This is a genomic window from Aestuariispira insulae (assembly GCF_003385955.1).
Classification (GTDB): domain Bacteria; phylum Pseudomonadota; class Alphaproteobacteria; order UBA8366; family Aestuariispiraceae; genus Aestuariispira; species Aestuariispira insulae.
In genome coordinates this window covers 1,089,465-1,116,420 of sequence record NZ_QRDW01000001.1, presented here as the reverse complement: position 1 = coordinate 1,116,420, position 26,956 = coordinate 1,089,465, and the positions used below count along the sequence as shown (strand labels likewise).

Below are 26,956 nucleotides of genomic sequence, written 5' to 3'. Positions count from 1 at the left end.
GGGAACAAGCGGCTTTTTCTGCAATTCGTATTAAACTTTTCGAAAAACGACATGGCGTCCGGATGGATGTCCGAACGCCTTGTAATGCGTGGCTTTTAGGGAATATAGGCGTTTTGCGCCGGGAGCGGGTCAGTCCGCTTTTGCCGGCTTGGCGGCCCGTGTTTTCTTGGCGGTCGGTTTCTTCTGGGCGGTTTCCAACGCCTCGATTCGCGCAAGCAGGGCCTCATTTTCAGCCCGTGCCTTGATGGCCATGGCCTTCACAACCTCAAATTCCTCGCGCGGCACCAGGTCCATTTCAACCAGGATCTTTTCCAGCCGGTCCTTGACCAGGCCTTCCACTTCGCCTTTCAGGCCGGAAAAAACGCCGGTGGCACCGTTGGCGACACGGGCAACATCATCAAGCAAGCGGTTTCGGGTCTGCATAAGGGATCTCCTGGAAACGGAATGGCTCTGCCCCTGATATAGGCTTTCTCATAGTGCAGTGCAACGGTTGCGATTGATATCAACGCCGCCTATAAGAAGGTCTCTTTGGTTTGATATTTTCTTTTGAGATCTTTGCGAGACCTGAAAGGGGCTTTCCATGTATCTGGTGACCGGCGGCGCGGGCTTTATCGGTTCAAACATTGTTGCAGAGCTGCATGCCCGGGGGCTTGGCCCGGTTGCCGTATCCGACCGGCTTCGGTCGGGGGAAAAATGGCGGAACCTTGCCAAACACCCGATCTGCGCCCTGGTGGATCCGGATCATGTCATGGATTGGCTTGCGGGCGAGGGCAGGGATACCCAGGTAATTTTCCATATGGGGGCCTGTTCGTCGACCACGGAAACCGATGCGGATTTCATCTGGCGCAATAATGTCGATTTCACCATGAAGCTGTGGCATTGGTGCGCGGAAAACGGCCGCCGTTTGATTTATGCGTCTTCGGCTGCGACCTATGGTGACGGCAAACAGGGGTTTGATGACAATCAGGATCTGGCGACGCTTGATGGCTTGCGGCCGCTTAACCCCTATGGTTGGTCGAAACAGGTGGTGGATTGCCAGGCGGTGCGGCTGGCGGGAGAAGGCAAGGCACCAAAACAATGGGCGGGCCTGAAGTTTTTCAATGTTTATGGTCCCAACGAGTATCACAAAGGTGGCCAGCGTTCCGTGGTGGCCCAGTTGTTTGATCAGATCCGTGAAACCGGCGGTGCCAAACTGTTCCAATCCCATCACCCCGATTACGCGGATGGTGGCCAGATGCGCGATTTTGTCTGGGTCGGTGATTGTGTGAATATGATGCTTTGGCTGGCGGATAATGAAACTGTCAGCGGGGTGTTCAACTGTGGCAGTGGCAAGGCCCGCAGCTTCCTGGATCTGGCCAAGGCGACTTTTGCCGCCATGGGAGAGCAGGAAAATATCTCCTTCCGGGAGACGCCGGAAAACATTCGCAAGCATTATCAGTATTTTACGGAAGCCAATATGGCCAAGATCCAGCAGGCCGGCTATGCCGCCAATGGCGTTTCCCTGGAAGAGGGGGTTGAACGTTACGTGCGCGATTATTTAATGCAGGAAGACCGTTTCCGGTAATCCGGTATTTTTTGTCAAACCGAGTTCCAGACAGGCTGCATCCATGGACTATTTCACTTTCCCGAATATTGATCCCGTCCTGCTGGATCTGGGTTTTTTCCAAATCCGCTGGTATGCGCTGGCTTATATATCCGGGCTGGTTTTCGGCTGGTGGTACTGTATGCGGCTAGCCCGCTCAGTGCCCAATAACATCACCGTCAAACAGGTGGATGATTTCATGGTTTGGGCGGTGCTGGGCGTGATCCTGGGCGGACGGCTGGGTCATGTATTCTTCTATTATCCAGGGCACTATCTCGCCAATCCGATCGAGATCTTCAAGGTCTGGGAGGGCGGCATGGCCTTCCATGGCGGTTTGCTGGGGGTGATCGTGGCGATGCTGGTCTTTGCCCGGAAAAATAAATTCAGTGTCTTTGCGTTGTCCGATCTGGTGTCCGCCGCGGTGCCGGTGGGAATTTTCTTTGGCAGGATTGCCAATTTCATCAATCAGGAATTATGGGGCCGGGTCACCGATGTGCCATGGGCGGTGATTTTCACTCATCCCAACGCGGGCGGCCTGCCGCGCCACCCAAGCCAGCTTTACGAAGCCGTCATGGAAGGTTTGATCCCCTTCGTGGTGCTGTTCATTCTGACGCATGTCTTCAAGGCACGTTTCCGGCCGGGGCTTTTGACCGGTACTTTCTGTGCCCTTTATGGGCTGGCCAGGATAACCGGTGAAACCTTCCGGGAAGAAGAGATCCCGATCGATTTCCTGCCCTTCATGACCTACGGCCAATTGCTCAGCCTGCCGATGCTGCTCTTTGGATTGTTCCTGATCGGCTGGGCGTTGAAGCAGCCGCGTTTGGTGGAGAAAAAAGCCTGATGACGGGCCTGATGGACCTGATTAGACGCAGGATCACCCTGGACGGTCCTATGTCGCTTGCGGATTACATGGCCGAATGCCTGGGCCATCCGGAGCATGGCTATTACATGACCCGGGACCCGTTTGGTGTGGCTGGCGATTTCATCACAGCCCCGGAAGTCAGCCAGATGTTTGGTGAATTGCTCGGCCTGTGGCTGGTGGAATGCTGGAAACAGCGCGATTGTCCGGGCAATATCACGTTGGTCGAACTGGGGCCGGGCCGGGGCACCTTGATGGCGGATATGCTGCGCGCGGCCCGCATGGCCCCTGATTTCCTCGAGGCCCTCACGATCCATTTGGTGGAAACCAGCCCGGTTCTGCGCGGGCATCAGGAAAAAACGCTGAAAAACCATACAGTCACCTGGCATGACAGCATGGACAGCGTGCCGCAGGAAGGCGTGCTATTTGCCGTGGCCAATGAGCTGTTCGACGCCCTGCCGATCCATCAGCTGATGATGACAGAGACGGGCTGGCGCGAACGCATGATCGGGCTGGATACCGAGCGGAGCCGGTTGGTCTGGGGGCTGTCGCCCGGCGTGCCGGGATTGATCGCCCAGATGAATCCGCGTCTTTCCGGCGAGGCAAATCCCGGCGATATAGCAGAGATTTGTCCGGCGGGCCTGGGATTGGCGCGCGAACTGGGGCGGCGGATCAACGAAACTGATGGGGTCGGTCTGTTTATTGATTATGGGTATGTAAAATCCGCCTGTGGCGACAGCCTGCAGGCCCTGAAAGGCCATCAATATACAGATCCCCTGGCGGAACCGGGGGAGGCCGACCTGACCGCCCATGTGGATTTTGAAAATCTGGGCCTGTCTTTCCGGCTGACGGGCGCACGCCCGGCACCGGTCCTGACCCAGGGGGAGTTCCTTGGCCGGCTGGGGCTTGCCATGCGGGCGCAGTCGCTGGCCCGCAATGCGGATGCGGCCCGGATTGAAAACTTACAGGCGGCTTATGACCGCCTGGTCGGGCCGGAACAGATGGGCGAGCTTTTCAAGGTGCTGGGTGTGGGGAGCCGGGATCATCCGGATCTGCCGGGCTTTGACTGAGCAGCATTGCCCGGGCCTGATAACAGGGCCTCATAACAGGGCTTGATCACACGCGGATGAATGGGCAGGCTGCTGGTGATAACCCAGACTTGAAAAGGCCGCTCTGATGACCGCAACCCATGCGCATTTTCTGACTGAAACCAACCTGCAGGAATGCGAAGGCGTTCGCCATGGGTTTTTCACCCGCAAAGGAGGCGTGAGCGAAGGCATTTACCAGGGCCTTAATTGCGGACCGGGTTCTGATGATGATCCGGACCATGTGCGGGAGAACCGCGCCCGTGTCGCCCGGGCGATGCAGGCGGACCCCGGTGATCTTGCCACTCTTTATCAAATTCATAGCGCGGATGTTGTTACTGTCGATACGGTCTGGGACCGCGTGGATGCGCCCAGGGCTGATGCCATGGTGACCGACAGGCCGGGTATTTTATTGGGAATCCTGACGGCTGACTGCGGGCCGCTGCTATTCGCCGACCGGAAGGCGGGTGTGGTGGGCGCAGCCCATGCGGGTTGGAAGGGCGCGCTGGGCGGGGTCGGTGGTGCCACCATTGACGCGATGGAGACGCTGGGCGCGGCGCGGGAGAATATTGTGGCCGTGCTGGGCCCCTGTATCGCGCAGGAGTCTTATGAGGTTGGGCCGGATTTCCCCCTGCCGTTTCTGGAACAGGATCCCGATAACGCCCGTTTTTTCAAATCGTCCTCCCGGGCGGGCCATCATATGTTTGACATGGCAGGCTATATTGTCAGCCGCCTTCAGGCGGATGGCATCGGTCAGGTTGAGGCTCTCAACCGGGATACCAGAGAGGCACCGGAACTGTTCTTCAGCTATCGCAGGACCACGCTGGCGGGCGAGCCGGATTATGGCCGGCAGATTTCAGCCATCATGTTGGAGGGATAGGTTATGGCCATTCATTTTACGGAATCGGAGCTGGCGGCCAGACGCGCGCGCGTATGCGAGCAGTTGGCAGCCGATGGCCTGGACGGGCTTTTGATCTTCCGCCAGGAAAGCATGTATTACCTGACCGGCTATGACACATTCGGTTATGTCTGGTTCCAATGTCTCTATTTGGGGACGGACGGCGAGTTCTTTCTGTTGACACGGGCGCCGGATCTGCGCCAGGCCCAACAGACCTCCGTTATCCAGGATATCCGTATCTGGGTCGATCGGCAGGGGGCTGATCCAGTGGCAGAGCTGAAGGATATGCTGGCGGACAAGGGGCTGTCCGGCAAATCAATCGGCATTGAGTGGGAGGCTTATGGCCTGACCGCCAATAACGGCCGCAGGTTGGAGGCGGCGCTGGATGGATTCGTCACTCTTAAGGATGCCTCTCACCTCATCAGTGGTTTCCGGCTGGTCAAGAGCGAGGCGGAACTGGCCTATGTGCGCCGCGCCGGTGAATTGAGTGATGCGGCGCTGGGTGAGGCGAAGCGTCTGGCCGGTGCCGGTGTTGATGAGGGGGATATCCTGGCGGCCATGCAGGGGGCGATATTTGCCGGGGGCGGGGATTATCCCGCCAACGAATTTATCATCGGCTCTGACCGTGATGCCTTGCTCTGCCGGTATAAAAGCGGCCGGCGGGTCTTGTCCGCGCAGGACCAACTGACCTTGGAATATGCCGGGGTCTACCGGCATTATCATGCGGCGGCCATGAATACCCTGATCATCGGTCAGCCGGACCCCGCCCATGAAGAGATGTTCCAGGTCGCCCATGACGCGTTACAGGGGTGCGAAGCGGCGTTGACGCCCGGCCGTCCGATCGGCGAGGTGTTTGATGCCCATGCCCGGATCCTCGATCATGCGGGCTATCAGAAACACCGGCTCAATGCCTGTGGTTATTCACAAGGCACCACATTCTCGCCAAACTGGATGGATTGGCCGATGTTGTATGAAGGCAATCCGGTTGTGGCGATGCCTGGCATGGTGTTTTTCATTCATATCATCATTGTGAATTCTGAAACCGGCCTGGCCCAGACGTTGGGGCGTACCTCTATTGTCGGGGACTTGAAATCCGAACCCGTTTGCCATAGCAATCCGGAATTGATCGTCAGATAGGAAACGGTTGCCATGCCGCATCTCATTCAATTATTCGCTATTATGTTGCTGGGGCTGTTGGTCGGCTGTGTCGTTCTTTTGTAATTGGCGGATTGTGGCACTGCTGTTGCTGGCGGTGTTGATGCAGTCGGGATGCGGTAAGCTTCCCAGGCCCTTTCAAACACAGGAACTAGAGGAAAAGCAGGCCAATAATCTTCTGGCCATTCGGTCCGGGCGAGGGGTTTTGGTGGCCGTGCCGGAAGGTGCGCCTGATGATCTCGTGGCCCAGGGGCTGGCGGAAGATCTAAAAGAGGGTTTGCACCGCCTGGATGTTCTGGCCAGCACCGATGCGGAAAAGGTTCATAATCTGATCCTGAGCGGTCTTTTGGACCATGATGGTCAGACCGTGCGCCTGGCCTGGGTTCTACGCGACTATAATGACATCACCCGTGGTAAAGGTGTGGTGGCGGCCAAGGCTGGTGATGCGGATTGGCGGCAGGGCCGCGAGGGCCTTCTGGAGGACTTGTCCGGTCAGGTGGCTGCCAAGGTGGCACAGATCTTAAAACCGGCCGCCTATGAGGCGGCCAGCAAGGCGGTTGAGGTTAAACAGGCGCGGGTCGCCGTGACCGAGGTTATTGGCGCGCCGGGTGATGGCAACTTGTCGCTGGCGCGCTCCCTGCGGCATCACCTGCGAACGGCGGGACTGCCCTTCACCGAGGATAGCGGCCAGGCCGCGGTGCATGTCTCAGGCATGGTTTCCCTGGAGCCGCTGGATGGTCGAACCGATGCGATCACGCTGACCTGGATTTTTTCCAAACCGGAAGGTGGAGAACTGGCCCGGATCAACCAGTCCAACCAGATCCCGCACGGTTCCCTGGACGGGCGCTGGGGCGATACGGCGTTCGAAGTGACTTCAGCCCTGGTAGCTGCGGTGCGCCAGACCTTGGTTATGCTGCATGAGCAATCCAGTCTTTCTCGATAACATCTGAAAATCAGTGAATGGCTGTCAAGTCAGCGCCGTTTTTCATTCATCCAATTGCGTAAGACGGCGGTGAACCGTTCCGGATGTTTGTCCAGCAGGCGGTGAATCTTCCGCCAGGTGGAGGCCTCCATCTTACCCTCGATGCCTTCCAGGGTGATGCGGCTGTCGGTTTCCTTGTTTTCCGGTCGGTCGGTCATGAGGTCACAGCCGGTGCCGGTTCAAAATGGGGTGATCCTGCATCCGGATCAGGGTGCAGCCATCATAGGCACTTTCCGGTGCGGCCAGATGCGGCCGGTGCTGCAATTGGAACTGGTTCAGGTATTTGTTTTCGTGGCCTTGGGGCCAGCGCAGCTCCCGCAGAAGATTCCTGCCCTCTTCAGACAGTTTTTGGGGTGCATTTTTTCTGCCCATGATCACCTCGTGGCATGCTGTGGACAATTATCGATAGTATCATATTTTTCTTGGGAAGTCTTATAGGTTGCCTGCTGGTGATGTGAGGGGCTTGTCCGTCCGCGGAGGCATGGCCTAGTCTCTGAAAAGCGTATGGCGCAAATATCGGTAATCAGGTGCAAGGTGATACAACATGTCTTCCGGACTGTCGGACCAAGAAATCAACGAATTCCTGAAGGATCATGGGGCGGAGCTTGGCCATCTGGATGCGGTGGTGGTTGATCTCAATGGCATCGTCCGGGGAAAGCGCTATCCCATGGACCAGGCGGCCAAGCTACTCTCGGAGGGGATGAATTATCCGACCGCCGCTTTCACTCTGGATGTGACCGGAGATTGCGCCGACCCGCTGGGCAACGGGTTTTCCGACGGCGATCCCGATGGAGTGGCGCTGCCGGTTCCTGGCACTTTGGGGGTCCTGGACGGAGCGCACGGGCGTTCAGGCATGGTTCTGATGACCTCCTTTCACCGCGATGGCCGGGTGAACCGCCTGGAACCCCGCCAGGTGGCGGCCGGTGCGTTGGAAAAATTCACGGAAAAAACCGGCATGACCCCGATGGTGGCGTTTGAGCTGGAATTTTTCCTGTTTGATGAAGAACGGGACGCGGAGGGCATGCCGCACCTGCCCGATATTCCGGGAGGGGCGGGTCGGAAATGGCTGCCGCAGGTGTATGACATCATGGAGTTGGACCGTTACCAGCCGTTTTTTTCCGATCTCTATCGTTCCTGCGAGGGGATGGGCATCCCGGCGACGGTGACGATCTGTGAATTTGCACCGGGCCAGTTCGAGGTCAACCTGGCCCATCACGCCGACGCGCTGGTGGCGGCAGACCAATGCAGCCTGTTTCGTCATCTGGTGAAAATGGTGGCACGGAAGCACGGGCTGCAGGCCAGCTTTCTCTCGAAACCTTTTATCGACCAGATCGGCAGCGGCATGCATCTGCATATCAGCCTGCCCGACGGCCAGGGGCGCAATCTTTTTGACCCCTCGGCCTTTCCGGAAACGGCCAAGGCATCCCTGGCCCATGCGGCGGGGGGCTTGCTCGATACCATGGCCGACGGCATGGGGATTTTTGCCCCCAACCTGAATGCATTCCGCCGGTTCCAGCCCAATGCCACGGCGCCGGTCGGGCGCAGTTGGGGCCATAACAACCGGTCGGTGGCGGTGCGGGTGCCGCTTTGTGAAGATTCGTCCATGCGGCTGGAACATCGCGTGGCCGGTGCTGATGCCAATCCCTATATGGTTCTGGCCGCAGTGTTGGCAGGAATCGATTATGGATTGGCCCATCAATGTGACCCTGGCGTGCCGGTTACGGGCAATGCCGGGGAAGCCACGGATACAGGCCTGCCGTTGAATTGGCGTGACGCGCTGGAAATCCTTGGCCAAAGCACCGTTATGAAAGAGTATCTGGGTGCCGATTACCTGCCGGTTTATTGCGCGATCAAGGAAGCGGAACGGGAAAAATTCATGGCGACCATCTCACGGCAGGAAATTGACTGGTATTTGTGATAAAAGTGATCGGTGAAACGATAAGATTAGCAATATGACAGATTCTTGACGGAATCGGTCCCAAGTCCGTTTACAGGGACAAAGACCCCTGTTATAGAAAGCGCGTTTCAAGGGTGCCGGAACTATCTTTGGCCCCTTAATATATTGAGATTGACCCTGATGTGAGGGGTCCACTTGCGATACAGCTACTATATAAAGAGCGGTCGAAATGAAAATCCTTTCCGGTAATGCAAACCAGCCGTTGGCAGAGGCCATTTCGGCCTATTTGAACGTACCCCTCACCAAAGCGGCGATCCGCCGGTTCTCCGATATGGAGATTTTCGTTGAGGTCCTGGAAAATGTCCGCGGCGAAGATGTCTTCATCGTTCAGCCGACCAGTTTCCCGACCAACGACAATCTGATGGAACTCTTGGTGATGATCGACGCGCTCAAGCGCGGCTCGGCCCGTCGGATCACCTGCGTGATGCCTTATTTCGGTTATGCCCGTCAGGACCGTAAAACCGGCCCGCGTACGCCGATCTCGGCCAAGTTGGTGGCGAACCTGCTGGAAACGGCCGGAGCGGACCGCGTGCTGACCATCGACCTGCATGCGGGTCAGATTCAGGGCTTCTTCGATATTCCAACCGACAATTTGTTCGCTTTGCCCGTCCTCTGCGAGGATTTCAAAAAGCATGTGAACAAGGATGACAAGCTGCTGGTGGTTTCCCCCGATGTGGGTGGTGTTGTCCGGGCGCGTGCCATGGCGAAACGCCTGGATGCGGATCTGGCAATCATCGATAAGCGCCGGGAACGTGCTGGTGTTTCGGAAGTGATGAACATCATTGGTGAGCCGGAAGGCCGACGTTGTGTGCTGGTTGACGACATTGTCGATTCCGGTGGCACGCTGTGCAATGCGGCGCAGGCCCTGATCGACAGTGGCGCAAGCTCTGTCAGCGCCTATATCAGCCACGGGGTGCTCTCCGGTGGCGCGGTTGCGCGGGTGGCTTCTTCCCCGCTTGAAATGCTGGTCACCACCGATTCCATCATGGCCACCGAGGCGATCCGGGTGTGCCAAAACATCCGTCAGGTTTCCATCGCGCCGCTGTTGGCGGAGGCGATTAAACGCATTTCGGAAGAAAAATCTGTTTCCTGCCTCTTTGAATAGGTGTATAGAGGCGCGCGAATTCGGTGAGAGGCTCTGATCTGAACAAGATCGGGGCCCTGCCGTTTTGATGAGGTGACACCCCTGGAGGTCACCTCGGTTTGATACCAAAATTAGGAGCTTAAAATGAGCGAAACTTCTACGATCCCCGCTAAACAGCGGGACCGGGCCGGTAAGGGGGCAGCTCGGGCCACGCGCCGTGAAGGCCTGGTTCCGTGCATTGTCTATGGTGCCAACAAAGAGCCGAACATGATTTCCATGGACCCGCGGGTCATTTGGAAAAGCCTGGAAAGCGGCCATTTCTTCTCCACCGTTTACACCATTGAGGTTGAAGGCGGTTCCAAGGAGCAGGTTCTGGCACGTGATGTTCAGTTCCACCCGGTCACCGACCAGCCGTTGCATGTGGACTTTGTCCGCGTTTCCGCGAAAACCCAGGTTCATGTGAATGTTCCGGTTGTTTTCGTGAATGAAGAAGACTGCGTTGGCGCGAAAGAAGGCGGCATCATCAACGTGATCCGTCACGAGCTGGAACTGGTCTGCTCCGCAGGCAACATCCCGGCCGAGATCGAATTTGATATGACCAAAATCGCCATCGGCGACACGGTTCGTATCTCCGATATCGAACTGCCGAAAGGCGTTGAGTCCGCGATCACCGACCGTGACCCGGTTGTTGTGAACGTTGTTCCGCCGAAGACGGCTTCTGCTGAAGCTTCTGAGGATGAAGAAGACGGTGCTGAAGAAGCTGCAGCTGAAGAAGCAGCTGAAGAGGCAACCGAGGAATAAAAAGTCAGATCGATGCTGTTGCTTGTCGGATTGGGCAATCCAGGCCCCAAATACGAAAAGAACCGGCATAATGTAGGCTTTATGGCGGTGGACGAGATTGTCCGCCGCCATTCCTTTGGCCCCTGGAAAGCGCGCTTTCAGGCGCTTGTCGCCGAGGGGCGGATCGGAACCGAAAAGGTTCTGGCGATCAAACCCACAACTTACATGAATGAATCAGGCCGCGCCGTTGGCGAAGCGATGCGCTTTTTTAAGCTCGAGCCGGCTGATGTCACCGTCATTTATGACGAGCTGGATGTGGCGGTGGGGAAAATCAAAACCAAACAGGGCGGCGGTCATGGCGGACATAACGGCCTGCGCTCGCTCGATGCCCATATTGGCAAGGATTATTGGCGGGTCCGGATTGGCATCGGCCATCCCGGCGACAAATCAAAGGTCCACAGCCATGTGCTGGGGGATTTTTCCAAGGCCGAATGGCCGACAATTGAAAACATGATTGATGCGGTTTCCAAAGCAATTCCGGATTTGCTGGTGGATGGCATGAGCCAGTTCATGTCGAAGATTGGCCTGATTTTGAAACCGCCGCAAAACCAGAAGCGTGAAAAAGCGGCAGCAGAACCGGATCAGGTGCCGGCGACAGCGAAAAAGCCGGCAGACAAAGCGGGCGGCGCAAAAGACATGTCTTCGGCCTTCGCAGCAGCCTTTGCCAAGGCGCGCGAAAAGCTGGATAAGTGATTAATGTTATTCCGGCCGGATGATCCGGGCCGATGCAGATAGGGAAAAGAGAAGATGGGTTTTAACTGTGGTATTGTCGGCCTGCCGAATGTGGGCAAATCCACCCTGTTCAATGCCTTGACCCAGACACAGGCGGCCGAGAGTGCGAACTATCCCTTCTGCACGATCGAGCCGAATACCGGTAAGGTTTCCGTGCCGGATCCGCGCCTGTTCAAGCTGGCCGAATTGGCGGGCTCGCAGAAGACTATCCCGACTCAGCTGGAATTTGTTGATATTGCCGGTCTGGTCAAAGGCGCGTCCAAAGGTGAAGGGCTGGGCAACCAGTTTCTCGGCAATATCCGTGAGGTCGATGCCATCTGCCATGTGCTGCGCTGTTTTGAAGATGGCGACATTACACATGTGGAAGGATCGGTGGATCCCATCCGGGACGCAGAGACCATCGAAACCGAATTAATGATTTCCGACATGGAAAGCCTGGAAAAACGCATTGCCAACATGGGCAAGCGTCTGCGCGGTGGTGATAAGGATGCCAAGGCAGAGATGGAGCTGATGGAAGCGGCTCTGAAACTGCTACAGGACGGCAAGCCTGCCCGGATGCTGGATGTCTCCGCAGAAGAGCGCCCGCGGTTCCGCAGCCTGCAATTGCTGACGTCCAAGCCGGTTCTCTATATCTGCAATGTTTCCGAAGATGATGCGGCCACCGGCAATGCGCTCTCTCAAAAGGTTGCTGAAATGGCAGCGGCCCAGGGTGCGGGCAGCGTTCATATCTCAGCCGCCATTGAAGCGGAAGTGGCGCAGTTGGAAGATGAAGAGGAAAAACAGGAATTCCTGGCCGATCTCGGTCTTGAAGAAACCGGCCTGGCCCGCGTGATCCGCGCCGGCTATGAGCTGCTGGACCAGATCACCTTCTTCACCGTCGGCCCGAAAGAAGCCCGGGCCTGGAATGTGAAGAAAGGGGCCAAGGCTCCACAGGCTGCGGGTGTTATCCACACGGATTTTGAGCGCGGCTTCATCGCGGCGGAAACGGCGGCCTATGACGATTATGCAGCGGCTGGCAGCGAAGCGGCGCTAAAGGATGCCGGCAAGATGCGTCTGGAAGGGCGTGACTATCTGGTCAAGGATGGGGACGTTTTCCACTTCCGTTTCAACGTTTAAGGGGCGGGCTGGATCAATCTTCCAGCCTTTCCATCCAATTTAGCATGGCGCGATCGTCCGGGAAGGGGGATTGCGCCATTGCTTTTTTCAGGTTTGCTTTTGCTGTTTCCGGCTTGTTCTGGCCCAGTTTAAACTTCCCCTGCCAGCCGGTGATCGTCATTTCAAAGGCCACAATGCCGCGCATCATGCCGGATAGGAAAACTTCCGGCAGGGTCTCGGTGGACCAAGGGGAAGCCTGGCCCGCTTCATATATGGCTGTCAGCTTATCCAGGATTTCCCTGCTCTGGCCGAGGGTATTGACGGGCTCCGGCCGGCCGGTGACATGGACGGAAAGATAGTTCCAGGTCGGGACCTGATTTCCCACACCGTACCAGGTCGGGGAGACATAGCCATGGGGACCATGGAAAATGGCGGTGCTGGGGGCGTCCGGAAAGATTTTCCAATGGGGATTGATCCGCGCCATATGACCCACCAGGCGATCCTGCCCATCCAGGATCATCGGCAGATGGGTGATCTGGACGGGTTCTTCCTGATCGGGGCTTGGTGTAACCAGGGTCGCGAAAGGATGATCGTGTATGACCTGCCGCAACAGATCCCGGTTTGGCTCGTTGAAATGCTTTGGTGTGTACATGATTTACCCTGATGCAAAAGGACGGCGATGCTAGACGCTGCATGGCGGCGGCAACAGAGCCAAACCGGTGCGATCCTTGACGGAAATGGCAGGGATGATCTTATCCGGCTGTTTTTTAAGACGTTTCGGCGCCTGGTTGTATGCCATGTTCCAGGAAGGTGGTGGCGACTTCTTCGGAAACAGCCGGGGCATAAAGGAACCCTTGGGCGATCTGACAGCCCATTTCCTTGAGGAGGGTCAGTTGTTCAAGCGTCTCCACCCCTTCGGCAACAGCATTGAGATCGGCATTTAGGGCCATCCCGATCACGGATCGGGTCAGGAAATCGGAGGTGGGATCCCCGGAGAGGGTTTTGATGAAGCTGCGGTCGATTTTAAGAGTTTTGAGCGGCAGTTTTGAGAGATAGGTGAGGCTGCCGTAACCGGTGCCGAAATCATCCACGGCCAGGTCGATTCCGGCCTCAACCAACCGGTCGATATTTCGGATGGTGATGGGATCATCATTGATCAGGCGGTTTTCCAGGATTTCAAACTCCAGATAGCCGAAAGGAAGCTCATAACGTTCCCGAAGATCGATCGCGGTATCAACAAACTGCTCCGATTGAATGAAGCGTGGCGGAATATTGACCGCGACGGAAAAGGGTTCAGGGGGCGAGAAGCGCTCGACCCACCGATGCAATGCGCCCATTGTTTCCTTCAGTGTCCAGAGGGTCAGCTCCTCCAAGAGGCCGCTATCTTCCGCCGCCTGGATCGTGGCGGGGGGCGGGATGGGGCTGCCATCCTCATCCCACCAGCGGATCAGGGCTTCGAAACCGCGGACTCGGTCGGTCTCGATACAGACCTTGGGCTGGTAATACATCTTGATCTGGCCCTCAGCCATCGCCTGTTCCAGGGTCCGCGCCAGTTTGAGCGCGGAATGGACCTGCAGCGAAGCGGGAAGCGAGGAATACGTCTCTTCTGATTGGGAAAAGACTTTGTCGACCATCAACATCAGGTCGTTGGCATCCTGGTGATAAGGGTGGTATTCGAACAGTTCCACCCTGGCTTTCGGCGCTATCTGGCCGGTGGATGTGGAGACGGGATCCAACAACTTTTCATTGATCAGGTCCATCAGGCCTTCTTCCACGGCGGTGCCGCCGGAAATTAGAAAGGCCAAAGTGTCGGGCCCGATCCGCCCGGCAACATAGCCATAGGCGGCAAGCTCTTTTTGGATGCGCGAACAAAGTTCGATCAAGACCAGATCCGCCGTCTGCACATTAAACCGCTGTTTCAGTGAGAATAAGAACGGCAATTGAATGGCAATCAGGTTGAATTGGCTGTTGGTATCCATCACCTCCCGCAGATTGGCCAGTTGGCGTTTGAAACTGTCGGAATCATAGAGGCTGGTGACCGGATCCAGGCCGGAGGTGACCCGGGCCAGCTGGCGACCGGCTTCGGTCTCTGGGGTCATGATCAATTCGGCACTGATGAAACCCGCCATTTCGCGCAGTTTCGTTTGGTCATTTTCATCAAATATTCTTGGTTTGGTGTCAATGATGCACAGGGTGCCGATGGGAAAACCGTCGATCGTGCTGAGAACAGCGCCGGCATAAAAGCGGATGTCTGGTGGCCCCAAGACCAGGGGATTGTCACAGAAACGGGGGTCTTCCAACGCATTCTCTACGATAAAAATCTGGGAAGGGGTCTTGATGGCATGATTGCAAAAGGAAACCTTCCGGGGCGTCTGCCGCGCTTCCAGCCCGCAATGGGCTTTGAACCATTGCCGGTCACTGTCAACCAGGGATACCAGAGCTATGGGGACTTGGAAGATCGTGCGTGCCAATTGAACGACCCGGTCAAAGCGGGCTTCTGCTGGGGTATCCAGAAGCTGGAGGTTATGAAGCGCTGAAACGCGCGCCTCTTCCCATATATCGTCATGGGTGATCATCTGTGTGATATCTGCCTGGCCGCTGTTAATAGGGGAGGATCTCTTCTTAACCCTTCACGGAAAAATGATTTCATGAAGAGATTAACTGGCGGTTAAGGCTTAGGGCTTTTCTTTGGAATCTTTCAAAAAAAAAGGTGAAGCCGACGGCTCCACCCCTTTTTTGATCATATTCCCGCCGGAAAAAGTGCGAGTTATCCCTGGCGTTCAATCATCAGTTTCTTGATCTCCGCAATCGCCTTGGCCGGGTTCAGGCCTTTCGGGCAGGTGTTGGAGCAGTTCATGATTGTATGGCAACGATACAGCCGGAACGGATCTTCCAGATTATCCAGGCGCTCACCGGTATATTCGTCGCGACTGTCCGCGATCCAGCGGTAAGCCTGCAGCAGGACGGCCGGGCCGAGATACCGGTCACCGTTCCACCAATAGCTGGGGCAGGATGTGGAGCAGCTGAAGCACAGGATGCATTCATAAAGCCCATCCAGCTTTTTGCGTTCCTCCGGCGATTGCAGGCGTTCCTGATCCGGCGGCGGCGGGGTCTGGGTTTTCATCCAGGGTTCGATCGAGGCCAGCTGGGCATAAGCCTTGTTCAAATCCGGGACCAGATCCTTCACCACTTCCATGTGGGGCAGTGGGTTGATCACAACATCGCTGCCCATGTCGGATATATATTTGGTGCAGGCGAGCGTGTTGGTGCCGCCCTTTTTGCCGTCGCCGATATTCATGGCGCAGGATCCGCAGATCCCTTCGCGGCAGGACCGGCGGAAGGTGAGGGTGGGATCAATCTCGTTTTTGATCTTGATCAGCGCATCCAGCACCATCGGACCGCATTCGTCCAGGTTGATCTCATAGGTATCCACCTGCGGGGTTTCCCCGGAATCCGGGCTCCAGCGGTAGATCTTGAAGGTTTTAACGTTCTTGCCCTCCGCTTTGGGCCATTTTTTGCCCTCACGGATTTTGGAATTTGCGGGCAGTCGGAATTCAGCCATTGTCCTTAAATCCTCTTCCCGATCCTTAATAGACGCGTGCCTTGGGCGGAACGCTCTGGACGTCATTGGTCATGGGCTGCATATGGACCGGACGTTTGTCCAGCTTCACATTGCCCTTCTCGTCACACCAGGCGATGGTGTGATGCATCCAGTTTTCATCATCCCGGTCCGGGTAATCATCACGGGCCTGGGCGCCGCGGGATTCCTTGCGGCTTTCCGCGCCAACGATGGTCACCATGGCCTGAGCCATCAGGTTCTCCAATTCCAGCGTTTCCACCAGATCAGAGTTCCAGATCATGGAGCGGTCGGAAACCTTGATGCTTTCCTTCTTCTCCCAGGTGGCTTTCAGCTTGGCGATGCCTTCATTCATGCTCTCGCCGGTCCGGAAGACCGCGCAATGCTGCTGCATGGCTTTCTGCATTTCCAGGCGCAGGGACGCCGTTGAATGTTCGCCGTCCGCATGACGCAACCGGTCCAGGCGTGCCAGGCATTCGTCGCCAGCCCCTTTCGGCAGTTCCGGCTGGGTGGCTCCAGCAGTCAGGCTATCCTTGCAGCGGATTGCCGCTGCACGGCCGAACACAACAAGATCCAGCAGGGAGTTGGAACCAAGGCGGTTTGCGCCATGGACCGACACACAGGCCGCTTCGCCAACCGCCATCAGACCAGGCACGACCGCATCCGGATCACCATCGCGCTTGGTCAAAACCTCGCCATGATAATTGGTCGGGATGCCACCCATATTGTAATGACAGGTCGGGATGACCGGGATCGGCTCCTTGGTTACATCAACACCGGCAAAGATCCGGGCGGACTCGGCGATGCCAGGCAGGCGTTCGTCGATCAGGCTGGGATCCAGATGTTCGATATGCAGATGGATATGATCGCCTTCCGCACCGACGCCACGGCCTTCGTTAATCTCCATGGTCATGGACCGGCTGACCACATCGCGGCTGGCCAGGTCTTTTGCAGAGGGCGCATAACGTTCCATGAAACGTTCGCCTTCCGAGTTGGTCAGATAACCACCTTCGCCGCGGACACCCTCGGTGATCAGGCAGCCCGCGCCATAGATGCCGGTCGGGTGGAACTGGACAAATTCCAGATCCTGGGCCGGCAGGCCGGCCCTCAACACCATGCCGCCACCGTCACCGGTGCAGGTATGGGCAGAGGTTGCCGAGAAATAGGCCCGGCCATAACCGCCGGTGGCCAGGATCACTTTCTGGGCGCGGAACCGGTGAATGGTGCCATCATCCAGATTCCAGGCCATGACGCCGACACAGGCACCTTCGTCATTCATGATCAGATCCAGCGCGAAATATTCGATATAGAATTCCGCCTGGTTTTTCAGAGCCTGCTGGTAAAGGGTGTGCAGCATGGCATGCCCGGTCCGGTCGGCTGCCGCGCAGGTGCGCTGGGCCGGGGGGCCTTCGCCAAACTGGGTGGTCATACCGCCAAACGGGCGCTGGTAAATCTTGCCCTCTTCGGTGCGGCTGAAGGGGACGCCGTAATGTTCCAGTTCAATGACGGCAGGAACGGCTTCGCGCACCATATATTCAATGGCATCCTGGTCGCCGAGCCAATCAGACCCTTTGATGGTGTCATACATATGCCAGCGCCAGTCATCCGGGCCCATATTGCCCAGTGAGGCGGAGATACCGCCCTGGGCGGCCACGGTATGGCTGCGGGTCGGAAAGACTTTGGTGATGCAGGCGGTCTTCAAGCCTGCTTCGGCAAGGCCAAAGGTCGCCCGCAGGCCGGCGCCACCGGCACCGACGACCACAACATCATAAGTGTGGTCAATGATGGAATAGGATTCGCTCATTATCTGTTATCCTCCGAAAGCAACCTTGAGAATCGCGAAGATCCCCGCAGTCGCCAGGATGAAGCAGCCGAATTTTGAACCGACCAGCAGGATCAGTTTGGCCGCGCCGCCATGAATATAGTCCTCGATCACGACCTGCAGGCCCAGATGGACATGCTGGAAGGTGGCTGCGACCAACAGGATCAGCAGCACAGCGTTGAAGGGATCGGCCGCCCAGGCGGCAAAGGCCGCATGATCGGCACCGGACATCCCGGCGATGGAAAAAATGAACCAGAGGGTCAGCGGCACCAGGGCGGCACCCGAAAGGCGCTGAAGCCACCAGTGGTGAACCCCTTCTTTGGCAGAGCCCAGGCCACGGACCTGGGCGAGCGGCGTTCTCAATGTCATGATATCTGCCTCCCGATCAGGATGAATAAGCCAGGACCCACACCAGCAGTGTCAGCACCACCGATGAGGCCAGCGAAATATGGCCGGACAGTTCAGCCGGCTTCAGCTCCAGCCAGCGACCGCTGTCCCACACCATGTGCCGGATACCGTTCGCCAGATGATAAAAGAGTGACCAGGTCCAGCCCAGCAGCATGATCTTGCCGATGATGGAAGCCGAGAAATCCTGTACGAGTGTAAACTCCGCCGCTCCGCCTGCCAGCGCCACCAGCCAGCACACCAGAAACAGTGCGCCGACCGACAAAGCAACGCCCGTGGCCCGATGCAGAATCGAGTAGGCCATCGTCCATTGCCAGCGATAGACTTGCAGATGCGGGGATAGAGGTCTGTTTTTTGCGCTCATGACCGCCCCTTAGATACGCAACAAGCGGATGTGTCCGCCATTAGTCCTTGTCCTTTACCATTTTCAACGCCGCCGGTTTTGATACCGGGGATACGAAAATGATCGCGAGATAGTTTTCCGCGCCGAAGCATTTCTTTTCTTAGCGTGTCGCAATTAGTGAATTACGCACCGCCTTTATGCAGTTTCCTAAACTACTCAATGCCCGTCGCGTGTAAAGGGCTTTTGTGTTGCACTGCAAGAAATAACTGCATTCACAGTAAAAAAAACTAAATTAGGGCTTTATACTCCTGTTTGGCATATAAATACTTGTGGATAATTCTGTGGAAAAGATGTGTGTCTGTTGTGTGGTAGTAAAAAAGTTTTGCACAGATTTTTGTATTTTTCGATTACTTTTGACTCGACTCCCGAAGCGATTCCGGTGAAAATTTCTGTTACAAGTTAAAGCCGAATTCAAAGTTATCATTCAATATAATTCCAGTATTACTGGGTTTTGAATGTGAATAGATGGCTTCGGTGGGTGGAAATACTGCTTTCTGCAGTGTTTTTACTCCAGGTTGGCGCTTTTGTTCAGATATGCCTTCAGGAACGAAGCGCGGGAAAGTTGCTCTGTCTTTGAGAGGATGTCCAAAGGTTCAAGTGGGATGGTTGCGTGTATTCACGGAGCAGGTTGGGCCTTTTGCTTTCACGATCGGTATAGCCAGACCGGTTTCTGATTGGATGGTTAGACCAGGGGTGTAGGGTGCTGGGTTGTAGGCGATCTCCCTCGTCTGTGTGGCCCGGATTTCCTGGATATTGTCGACATTGACACCGCTTTTCAGTCTTTAGGGCCAGGGATCCCCATATCCTGTGTGTCCGAATGCCGCTCCGCCCGGGTCGAGGTGCTTTGCCAGGGTGACCGGAATGCCCGGCTGAGTGCGCGAGACAGCCCTTTGACTTGTGCGAGGAACCAAAGCGTTCTTCATGAAGCGTCGGGAATGTCCCCAGGGTTGCCCGGGACATTTGGTTGCAAGACAGTCTCAACCCCTGTCATGCCGCCACCGACGCTTCATCTCGTTTTTTTTCAAGGGCGCAGGCATTCAAGCCCTAATCAGGCCATATTTTTCATGCTATCTTCACCGGATGAATGATTTATCCGGGTTTTCCACCTTTCCTGATCCGCTGCATCCGGATTTGATGCGATTTATTTCCTATTGGATTGAGAAATCCGCGGGACGGGACATGCCGTCGCGATCCGACATTGATCCCTTGGATATACCCGATCTGCTGCCGGGCATCTGCCTTCTGGATGTGGAGGCTCTTGACCGGCCCGCCTGCAAAGTGCGGTTCCGCCTGGCGGGAACCCGGATCCGCGATATGGTCGGCCATGATGTGACCGGCAAATTCATCGATGATGTATTTGACCCGCCGACAGTGGAAATGATGGCGGCAAATTACCAATGGATCGCAGAGCGGTTGGAACCGCATTATGACCGGCGCACCAAACAGCTTAGCGAGGTGACGACCGCCGTTTATGAACGGATTCTGGCGCCTCTCGGGGAAGAGGGCAAAAAGCCGGATATGTTTTTCGGCATGCATGTGGTCTCCATGCAAGGGGCTCAGCCCTTGAATGAGCCGCTGCCGGTGGGGTGAGCGCCCGGCTTATTCTGACTGGGCAGCAATCTCCGCCGCTTTCTCTGCCAGGGCCAGGACCCGCCTGGCATCTTCAACATGCAGCCGCTCGACCAGCTGGCCGTCCAGCAGGGTAACGCCCTGGCTTTTGGCTTCCGCTTCCGCGAAGGCGCTGATTACCCGCTTGGCGCGCTCAATATCGGCCGGGCTAGGGCCAAAGGTTTCATTGGCTGTGGCTATGGTTTTCGGATGGATCAGGCTCTTGCCGTCAAAGCCCCATTCCAAGCTCTGTTGGCAGATGGCGGCAAAGCCCGCATCATCGTTGAGATCCTCGAACGGCCCGTCGATGATGGCCAACCCATAGGCGCGGGCCACCACGATGCAATGGCCGAGACTGTAGAGATAGGGCAGGCGGTCGGCGGTTTTCAGGCAATGCAGTTCCTTGGTAAGATCGGCCGTTCCCAGTACTATGCCGCCCAACCGGTCGCTGGCACCGGCAATTTCCTCCGCGCGCAGGATCCCTTTCGGGGTTTCAATCATGAACCAAAGCTTCATGTGATCAGGCGCGCCAGCTTCCATCATCAGATCAAGGGCGGATCGCAGGGTTGCGGCATCTTCGGTTTTGGGCATCAAAAGAGCATCCGCGCCACAGGCCGCCATCTGCCGGATATCCTCCGCGCCATGATCCGTATCCAGATGATTGACCCGCACCATAATTTCCCGCGCACCGTAACCGCCTTCACCCAGGGCGGCCTTAATATTGTCGCGTGCTGCCTGTTTTTTGTCCGGCGTGACAGAATCCTCCAGATCCATGATCAGTATGTCGGCGGCCAGGCTGCGGCCCTTTTCCAGCGCGCGCGGATTGGAGCCGGGCATATAAAGGGCGGAGCGGCGGGGGCGGATGGCGGTGGTCATGCTCTGGTTCTCGATCGAATTCTTTTTCAATAATTTTCTGGCGGCAGGGCCTGCCCGGTTATACTTCTTCAATAATGTAAAATCCTATCCCGATTGGGAAAACAACCTCAAAAGCGTCATCATGTCGATCCTCTCCATTCAAAGTCACGTCAGTTATGGCCATGTGGGCAACTCCGCCGCCGTCTTTCCGCTCCAGCGTCTGGGGTTCGAGGTCTGGCCGGTCCATACGGTGATGTTTTCCAACCATGCGGGCTATGACAGTTTCAAGGGACCGGTTCTGGCACCCGATGATTTACGCGCGGTTCTATCCGGCATGGGCGAACGCGGATGCTTTGCCAAATGCCGGGCTGTATTGTCGGGATATCTGGGCTCCGCCGCGCTGGGGGAAGTGGTGTTGGAAGCGGTGCAGAGGGCCCGGGCGGAAAACCCCAACACCCTTTATTGCTGTGATCCGGTGATGGGGGATGTGGGCAAGGATGTTTATGTCAAAAAAACCATTCCGTCCTTTATTGAAGAAAAGCTGTTGCCGGAGGCGGATCTATTAACGCCCAACCAATTTGAGTTGGAATTACTGTCCGGACATAAAGTAAAAGATCTGAATAGTTCCATCGCGGCGGCGCGTGATCTTGTTGCGCGCGGGGTGACGGCCCTTCTGGTGACCAGCCTGGAGCGCGACGATCTGCCGGCGGGCCAGATTGAGATGCTGGCGGTTTCCGGTGACGAAGCCTGGCTGGTTAACACGCCGCGCCTGGATTTCCCCATTATGCCCAATGGCGCGGGTGACATTTGCGCGGCGCTTTTCACCGGTCATTTCCTGAAAAACCGCGATTTGAAACGGGCTCTGGAGCAGACCACAGCCACGGTTTACGGGCTGTTCGAAGCCAGCTGGCAGCGGGGCGAGCGTGAGTTGGCCCTGATCGAGGCTCAGGATGAAATCATCCGGCCCAGCCATCCATTTGACGCGCGTTCTGTGTGAAACCTGAAAAGTTATCCACAGGCTGTTGTGGAAACAGCATGGAAAACAGGTGTGTAATTTCACGCGCACCACATGTAAATCAAGATCTGGTGAATGTAATCGGCGGAAGGACTCTATATATAGCGTCTGAAATTTAAGTTATTGACGGCGAATCCGTGGTGAATCATGATTCTTTTACTAACCCTGGCAAACTAAAAATAAGTAGAATCATGAAACAACTTCCGACTAATGAAATTTTAGTTGGCGACTGCATAGAATTAATGAATCAGTTGCCCGAAAATTCTGTTGACGTTGTCTTTGCGGACCCGCCCTACAATCTTCAGCTGCGCGGCGACCTGCACCGTCCGAACAATTCCAAAGTGGACGCGGTGGATGACGCCTGGGACCAATTCGATGATTTTGCTGCCTACGACCAGTTTACGAAGGCCTGGATGTCGGCAGCACGGCGCATTTTGAAACCCAACGGCACCATCTGGGTGATCGGCAGCTACCATAATATCTTCCGTGTGGGGAACGAGCTGCAGAACCAGGGCTTCTGGCTGTTGAATGATGTGGTATGGGTCAAGACCAACCCGATGCCCAATTTCAAGGGCAAGCGTTTCACCAACGCCCATGAGACCCTGATCTGGGCCTCAAAAACGGAAAAGAGCAAATATACCTTTAATTATGAAGCCATGAAGGCCAGCAATGACGATCTGCAGATGCGCTCCGACTGGGTGCTGCCGATCTGCACCGGTCATGAGCGTCTGAAGGGCGAGGACGGGCAAAAGGTCCACCCGACCCAGAAGCCGGAAAGCCTTTTGTTCCGGGTGCTGTTGTCGTCCACCAATCCGGGAGATGTGGTTCTCGATCCTTTCTCCGGCACCGGTACGACCGCGGCGGTCGCCAAGCGCCTGGGCCGGAAATTCATCGGCCTTGAGCGGGATGAAACCTATGCGGCGGCAAGCCGTGAGCGCCTGCGTCAGATCACCGACCTGGCAGATAAGGAAGCCTTGCAGGTGATGCAGTCCAAACGCAAGGAACCGCGCGTTCCCTTCGGCCGCCTGATTGAAGAAGGCCTGTTGCATCCGGGCGACAAACTGGTCAGCCCGTGCAAGAAATATGTCGCCAAGGTGCGTGCCGACGGTACCATCATGACGCCGAAACATACCGGCTCAATCCATCAGGTGGGCGCTGCGATTCAGAACGCGCCCAGCTGCAATGGCTGGACCTATTGGAATCTGCAGTCCGATGGTAAGCGCAAGGTGCCGATTGACTTGCTGCGCCAGAAGATCCGGTCCGACATGCAGCCGCGCATGCAGTAACCGGATGGTTCTTATGGGATGAGTTTTCAGGGGCGGCCCGCCGGCATACGGGCCGCCCTTGTCATATTCATGGGGGGATAAGACGTGAAAATACTTCTGACCGGTGCCAATGGCTTTATTGGCGGTCATATCCTATCGGCATTGCGAGTGGCAGGCCATGAGGTTGTTGCGGCTGTGCGCAACCCCGACCGTTTCCCGAGGCTGGAAAAAGTAACTGTGATCCGGGCTGATATGAACCGGGATGTTTCCCCCGCTGACTGGGCCGGGCGATTGGACGGGGTTGACGCGGTGATCAACTGCGCAGGCATCCTGCAACAGCGTCACGGCCAATCGATCTGGGCCATCCACCGGGATGCGCCGGTGGCGCTGTTCAAAGCATGCGACGAAGCCGGTATTGGTAAGGTGATCCAGATATCGGCCATCGGCACAGAGGCCGCCACCGATTATGCCGCCAGCAAAAAGGCAGCGGATGATTATCTTCAGGCCGGTTCACAAAACTGGGTCATCCTGCGCCCGTCCCTGGTTTATGCGCAAGGGTCCTATGGTGGCACCAGCATGTTGCGCGCTCTGGCGGTTATGCCTTTTTTCGTGCCGGTCATTGGCAGCGGTGAGCAATGTTTCACACCAATCCATGCCGATGACCTGGCCCGCCTTGTGGTGCAGGCGCTTGAAACCGATGGTCTGGACAGGCGGATCATTGAACCCTGTGGTCCGGAGAATATTGAATTGGCCGATCTGGTCATGCGCCTGCGCCGGTGGCTGGGCATCCGTGGCGGCCATATTCTGCGTGTGCCGCGATGGCTGGTCGGCCTTGGTGCCTGGTTTGGTGACAGGGTCGGTGTCGGGCCGCTGACCAGCACCTCTCTGGCGCAGCTGGATTTCGGTACTGATGCGGACCCCAGAGCTTTCCGCGAGACCATCGGTTGGGAAGGCCGGCGCCTGGATGATGCGCTGGCCCAAAACCCGGCCCAGGTGCAGGATCGCCTTCATGCGAGGCTTTATAATCTGCGGCCCTTGGTCTGGATTTCGCTTATTGTGCTTTGGCTTTGGTCCGGCATGCTCGGTTTCCTGACGGATGACGCTTTCGTGGCCCGCTATGGCGATGCATTGGGCCTGGGCGCGGAAATTATCCCCTGGGTGGGCCCGGTGACGGGCCTGTGGGACCTGGTGTTGGCTGGATTGGTTCTGGCCCGATATAAAGTGGTCCGGACCGGCGCGCTGCAATTGGCGACAATCGCTGCCTATACCGCCGGGATCACCTTTGCCCAGCCGGATATCTGGCTGGATCCTTTCGGGTCCTTGCTGAAAAACATTCCGATCCTGGTTTTGATCCTGATCTGGATGGTGTTGGAGGATGAACGCTGATGGATCTTTATCTGATCGCGAAATGGGCCCATATCCTGAGCAGCACGATTCTGTTTGGCACCGGGCTTGGCACGGCACTTCACATGTGGCTGACCCATCTGACCGGGAACGAAAAGGCGATTGCGGTGACCGCGCGCAACGTGGTCCGGGCGGATTGGTGGTTCACCACGCCCAGCGGCATCTTTCAGCCGCTCTCAGGCGCAGTGCTGATCTGGCAGGCGGGTTATGATTGGAATGAGGGTTGGTTGCTGGCGACCTATGGCCTTTATCTATTGGCGCTTTGTTGCTGGTTGCCGGTGGTCTGGCTGCAACTTCGGGCCTGCCGCATGGCAGAACGGGCCGTTGTCGAAGGCCAGCCGTTGCCAGAGGCCTATTTCCGCTATATGCGTCGCTGGTTCTGGCTGGGATGGCCGGCCTTTATCGCGCTGATCACAATTTTTTATCTCATGGTGGCCCGGCCCGGCTGACTTTTGTCAGTTCGTATCAGGCGATCCGGGCGGCGGTATCCGGGGCCATTGCCCCGGAGAGATAAAACACCACAGATGATCCCTGGCCCAATGTGCTGTAGAATTCCAGGCGGCCGCCATGGAGCGTGCAGAGCGCGCGGGCCAGCGGCAGGCCCAGCCCGGTGCCGGTACCCTGTTGGCTGACCATGGGGTTCTTCACCTGGCCGAAGGGTTCGAAGATGGTTTCGATATCCTTGGGACTGACCCCGATGCCGCTATCACAAATCTCAACCCTTAGGCCGCCATCCGCCTGCATGTCGGCATGGACCGATATGGTGCCGCCCGCCGGGGTGAATTTCACTGCGTTTGATAGCAGGTTCAGCAGCACCTGGCGTATCTTGCGTTCGTCCGCCTGCAACAGGATGCAGTCATGGCTGACATTGCGGGCAATGCTCAGCTGGCCGGCGGTGGCTTGTGGGGTCACCATCTGTATCGTGGTGTCGATCAGCGCGATGATATCGATTTCCTCCAATTCCAGCTCTTCATGGCCGGATTCTATTTTGGACAGATCCAGGATATCGTTGATCAAGGCCAACATATGTTTGCCACTGTTGTGGATGTCGTTTGAATAGCTGACATATTTTTCATTCATCGGGCCGAAATACTGGCTGCCCAGCACTTCTGAGAAACCGATGATCGCATTGAGCGGCGTTCTGATTTCATGGCTCATATTGGCCAGAAATTTGGATTTCAGCGCATTGGCGGTTTCCGCCTTGTCGAGCAGATGAAGCTGTTTATGGGAATGGTCCTCCAGCACATCCAGCATGCTGTTGAACTCCTGTTCCAGCTCGTTAAGCTCGCGCGCTGTAAAGATATCATTCAAACGAACCCGGCGACCGGGGTTGCCTTCCTTGACCTGTTTGACAATGGCCAGGAAGCGAGAGATCGGCCGGGTTAGAAAAGATGCGAGGATCCAGCTTGCAAATAACGCCAGCAAGGCGCCCCACAAAATCACCAGAAGGCTGTCCCAGCGGACCGAGTTTGCTTCTTCAACAAGCTCGGAAAACGGCTGTGGAATCATCACGCCCCAGCCGGGGCCTGCAACAGAGGTGAATCCCGCGATCATGTCTCCTTTGAGGGCGGGGGAATAGAATTGCGCGACCCCGGTCTGGCCCTTCATCATATGTCTGACCGGTTCGATCTGATTGATATTGCGGGCGGAAAGCCGCCAACTTTCCAGCGGGTGGGCCAGGATCGCGCCGGTTTGGTCAACAATGGCTGCATGTCCTTTTTTGCCAAAGGAAACGGATTTGCCTAACTGGGTAAAATAATCCGTTGTCAAAGTGCCGATCGCCAACAGGTCACCATATCGGCGCAGCGCATAAAGGACAGGCTCGCCGGAGGCGGCCAGGATCACACCTGTCATTCGGGTTGCATCAGCGCGGGTTTGTGCGATTTCGACCGCGATGCGATTGAGCTCGGTTTGATCCGGACAAGCGCGTCCCGGCTGGAGCAAGGCTTGGGAAACAGCCCCCGATCCCGGATCAATCAGGCAGACAGATTGATAATGCAGGCCGGCTAATAAGGGGACCGAACCGTCAATCTCATTGCCGGAAACCATATTGCCGGAGACGAACTCAAAACCGATCCTGAGATCCTTGTGATAGCGTTCCAGCGCGGTTCCCAGATTGCGCGCAATCACCAGATGGCGTTCCGAGACCTCGGCGATGGCATTATCGAGCGCGCGCGAATGCGGCCACAGTGTGAAAATGGCAATAGGGATGAAGGTGACCACCACCACAACGATGAAGACCAGATTCCGATAACTGAACATATATTTTACGGTACCCCGCTGACACCTTGCCGAGAATGCACCCTTCAGGCCTTTAAAAAAGTCCGACCTGC

The 26,956-nt window shown here is 56.6% G+C and carries 27 protein-coding genes; 16 read left to right on the top strand and 11 right to left on the bottom strand.

Annotation, left to right across the window (positions count from 1 at the left end):
• Positions 1 to 129 precede the first annotated feature (129 nt).
• Complete coding sequence (locus DFP90_RS05500; protein ID WP_115935367.1) at positions 130 to 423, bottom strand: accessory factor UbiK family protein; 294 nt, start codon at positions 421 to 423, stop codon at positions 130 to 132.
• Positions 424 to 580: 157 nt separating this feature from the next.
• Here DFP90_RS05500 and rfaD point away from each other — a divergent pair, with 157 nt between their 5' ends.
• From rfaD to DFP90_RS05470, 6 genes are all read left to right on the top strand, one after another.
• A complete protein-coding gene (gene rfaD / locus DFP90_RS05495) occupies positions 581 to 1,564 on the top strand; it encodes an ADP-glyceromanno-heptose 6-epimerase (protein ID WP_115935366.1) in 984 nt (327 codons plus the stop codon).
• A 43-nt stretch (positions 1,565 to 1,607) separates the two neighbouring features.
• A complete protein-coding gene (gene lgt, locus DFP90_RS05490) occupies positions 1,608 to 2,423 on the top strand; it encodes a prolipoprotein diacylglyceryl transferase (protein WP_115935365.1) in 816 nt (271 codons plus the stop codon).
• On the top strand, positions 2,423 to 3,511 hold the full coding sequence (locus DFP90_RS05485) for a class I SAM-dependent methyltransferase (protein WP_115935364.1): 1,089 nt from the start codon (positions 2,423 to 2,425) through the stop codon (positions 3,509 to 3,511). The genes lgt and DFP90_RS05485 overlap by 1 nt, the downstream gene beginning before the upstream one ends.
• A 106-nt stretch (positions 3,512 to 3,617) precedes the next feature.
• The gene (pgeF, locus tag DFP90_RS05480) at positions 3,618 to 4,406 is read left to right on the top strand and encodes a peptidoglycan editing factor PgeF (protein ID WP_115935363.1); all 789 of its coding nucleotides are present in this window, start codon (positions 3,618 to 3,620) and stop codon (positions 4,404 to 4,406) included.
• Positions 4,407 to 4,409: 3 nt separating this feature from the next.
• Positions 4,410 to 5,561 (top strand): M24 family metallopeptidase, encoded by a 1,152-nt coding sequence (locus DFP90_RS05475; protein WP_115935362.1) that lies wholly within the window; start codon positions 4,410 to 4,412, stop codon positions 5,559 to 5,561.
• Positions 5,562 to 5,655: 94 nt separating this feature from the next.
• Positions 5,656 to 6,522: a hypothetical protein gene (locus tag DFP90_RS05470; RefSeq protein ID WP_147300939.1), complete on the top strand. Its 867-nt coding sequence runs from the start codon at positions 5,656 to 5,658 to the stop codon at positions 6,520 to 6,522.
• Positions 6,523 to 6,551: 29 nt separating this feature from the next.
• On the opposite strand, the gene DFP90_RS22790 is transcribed toward DFP90_RS05470, so the two are convergent.
• Positions 6,552 to 6,719 carry a hypothetical protein gene (locus DFP90_RS22790; RefSeq protein WP_181905200.1) on the bottom strand — a complete coding sequence of 56 codons (168 nt, stop codon included), beginning with the start codon at positions 6,717 to 6,719 and terminating at the stop codon, positions 6,552 to 6,554.
• Positions 6,720 to 6,723: 4 nt separating this feature from the next.
• Positions 6,724 to 6,933 carry a hypothetical protein gene (locus DFP90_RS05465; protein WP_115935360.1) on the bottom strand — a complete coding sequence of 70 codons (210 nt, stop codon included), beginning with the start codon at positions 6,931 to 6,933 and terminating at the stop codon, positions 6,724 to 6,726.
• Between the two features lie 172 nt (positions 6,934 to 7,105).
• Here DFP90_RS05465 and DFP90_RS05460 point away from each other — a divergent pair, with 172 nt between their 5' ends.
• The 5 genes from DFP90_RS05460 (at position 7,106) to ychF (ending at position 12,290) form a co-directional block, all read left to right on the top strand.
• Positions 7,106 to 8,479, top strand: coding sequence for a glutamine synthetase family protein (locus tag DFP90_RS05460; protein ID WP_115935359.1), 1,374 nt, complete (start codon positions 7,106 to 7,108; stop codon positions 8,477 to 8,479).
• A gap of 208 nt (positions 8,480 to 8,687) precedes the next feature.
• Positions 8,688 to 9,623, top strand: coding sequence for a ribose-phosphate pyrophosphokinase (locus DFP90_RS05455; protein ID WP_115935358.1), 936 nt, complete (start codon positions 8,688 to 8,690; stop codon positions 9,621 to 9,623).
• 123 nt (positions 9,624 to 9,746) lie between these two features.
• Positions 9,747 to 10,403: a 50S ribosomal protein L25/general stress protein Ctc gene (locus tag DFP90_RS05450; protein WP_115935357.1), complete on the top strand. Its 657-nt coding sequence runs from the start codon at positions 9,747 to 9,749 to the stop codon at positions 10,401 to 10,403.
• Between the two features lie 12 nt (positions 10,404 to 10,415).
• Positions 10,416 to 11,135: an aminoacyl-tRNA hydrolase gene (gene pth, locus DFP90_RS05445; protein WP_115935356.1), complete on the top strand. Its 720-nt coding sequence runs from the start codon at positions 10,416 to 10,418 to the stop codon at positions 11,133 to 11,135.
• Positions 11,136 to 11,189: 54 nt separating this feature from the next.
• Positions 11,190 to 12,290, top strand: coding sequence for a redox-regulated ATPase YchF (ychF, locus tag DFP90_RS05440; protein ID WP_115935355.1), 1,101 nt, complete (start codon positions 11,190 to 11,192; stop codon positions 12,288 to 12,290).
• Between the two features lie 13 nt (positions 12,291 to 12,303).
• On the opposite strand, the gene DFP90_RS05435 is transcribed toward ychF, so the two are convergent.
• The 6 genes from DFP90_RS05435 to sdhC form a co-directional block, all read right to left on the bottom strand.
• On the bottom strand, positions 12,304 to 12,921 hold the full coding sequence (locus tag DFP90_RS05435; protein ID WP_115935354.1) for an FMN-binding negative transcriptional regulator: 618 nt from the start codon (positions 12,919 to 12,921) through the stop codon (positions 12,304 to 12,306).
• A gap of 115 nt (positions 12,922 to 13,036) precedes the next feature.
• Entirely contained in the window at positions 13,037 to 14,845 is a 1,809-nt protein-coding gene (locus DFP90_RS05430; protein ID WP_115935353.1) for a bifunctional diguanylate cyclase/phosphodiesterase, read from the bottom strand.
• Between the two features lie 191 nt (positions 14,846 to 15,036).
• Complete coding sequence (locus tag DFP90_RS05425) at positions 15,037 to 15,831, bottom strand: succinate dehydrogenase iron-sulfur subunit (protein ID WP_115935352.1); 795 nt, start codon at positions 15,829 to 15,831, stop codon at positions 15,037 to 15,039.
• 25 nt (positions 15,832 to 15,856) lie between these two features.
• Positions 15,857 to 17,650, bottom strand: a complete 1,794-nt coding sequence (gene sdhA, locus DFP90_RS05420; RefSeq protein ID WP_115935351.1) for a succinate dehydrogenase flavoprotein subunit — start codon at positions 17,648 to 17,650, stop codon at positions 15,857 to 15,859.
• Positions 17,651 to 17,656: 6 nt separating this feature from the next.
• Positions 17,657 to 18,037, bottom strand: coding sequence for a succinate dehydrogenase, hydrophobic membrane anchor protein (gene sdhD / locus DFP90_RS05415; protein ID WP_115935350.1), 381 nt, complete (start codon positions 18,035 to 18,037; stop codon positions 17,657 to 17,659).
• 16 nt (positions 18,038 to 18,053) lie between these two features.
• Positions 18,054 to 18,437: a succinate dehydrogenase, cytochrome b556 subunit gene (gene sdhC, locus DFP90_RS05410; RefSeq protein WP_115935349.1), complete on the bottom strand. Its 384-nt coding sequence runs from the start codon at positions 18,435 to 18,437 to the stop codon at positions 18,054 to 18,056.
• 1,119 nt (positions 18,438 to 19,556) lie between these two features.
• On the opposite strand from sdhC, the gene DFP90_RS05405 reads away from it, so the two are divergent.
• Positions 19,557 to 20,066: a PAS domain-containing protein gene (locus DFP90_RS05405; RefSeq protein ID WP_181905199.1), complete on the top strand. Its 510-nt coding sequence runs from the start codon at positions 19,557 to 19,559 to the stop codon at positions 20,064 to 20,066.
• Positions 20,067 to 20,075: 9 nt separating this feature from the next.
• Here DFP90_RS05405 and DFP90_RS05400 read toward each other — a convergent pair whose 3' ends face one another.
• The gene (locus DFP90_RS05400) at positions 20,076 to 20,960 is read right to left on the bottom strand and encodes an HpcH/HpaI aldolase/citrate lyase family protein (RefSeq protein WP_115935347.1); all 885 of its coding nucleotides are present in this window, start codon (positions 20,958 to 20,960) and stop codon (positions 20,076 to 20,078) included.
• Here DFP90_RS05400 and pdxY point away from each other — a divergent pair.
• The 4 genes from pdxY to DFP90_RS05380 all read left to right on the top strand — a co-directional run bounded on the left by pdxY (position 20,947) and on the right by DFP90_RS05380 (position 25,072).
• Entirely contained in the window at positions 20,947 to 21,936 is a 990-nt protein-coding gene (gene pdxY / locus DFP90_RS05395; RefSeq protein ID WP_245956967.1) for a pyridoxal kinase PdxY, read from the top strand. The two genes, DFP90_RS05400 and pdxY, sit on opposite strands and share 14 nt — an antisense overlap.
• 260 nt (positions 21,937 to 22,196) lie before the next feature.
• A complete protein-coding gene (locus DFP90_RS05390) occupies positions 22,197 to 23,240 on the top strand; it encodes a site-specific DNA-methyltransferase (protein ID WP_342767793.1) in 1,044 nt (347 codons plus the stop codon).
• 84 nt (positions 23,241 to 23,324) lie between these two features.
• A complete protein-coding gene (locus tag DFP90_RS05385) occupies positions 23,325 to 24,605 on the top strand; it encodes an NAD(P)H-binding protein (RefSeq protein ID WP_115935345.1) in 1,281 nt (426 codons plus the stop codon).
• Positions 24,605 to 25,072 (top strand): DUF2269 family protein, encoded by a 468-nt coding sequence (locus DFP90_RS05380; protein ID WP_115935344.1) that lies wholly within the window; start codon positions 24,605 to 24,607, stop codon positions 25,070 to 25,072. The genes DFP90_RS05385 and DFP90_RS05380 overlap by 1 nt, the downstream gene beginning before the upstream one ends.
• A gap of 16 nt (positions 25,073 to 25,088) precedes the next feature.
• On the opposite strand, the gene DFP90_RS05375 is transcribed toward DFP90_RS05380, so the two are convergent.
• Entirely contained in the window at positions 25,089 to 26,885 is a 1,797-nt protein-coding gene (locus DFP90_RS05375; RefSeq protein ID WP_115935343.1) for a sensor histidine kinase, read from the bottom strand.
• Positions 26,886 to 26,956 lie beyond the last annotated feature (71 nt).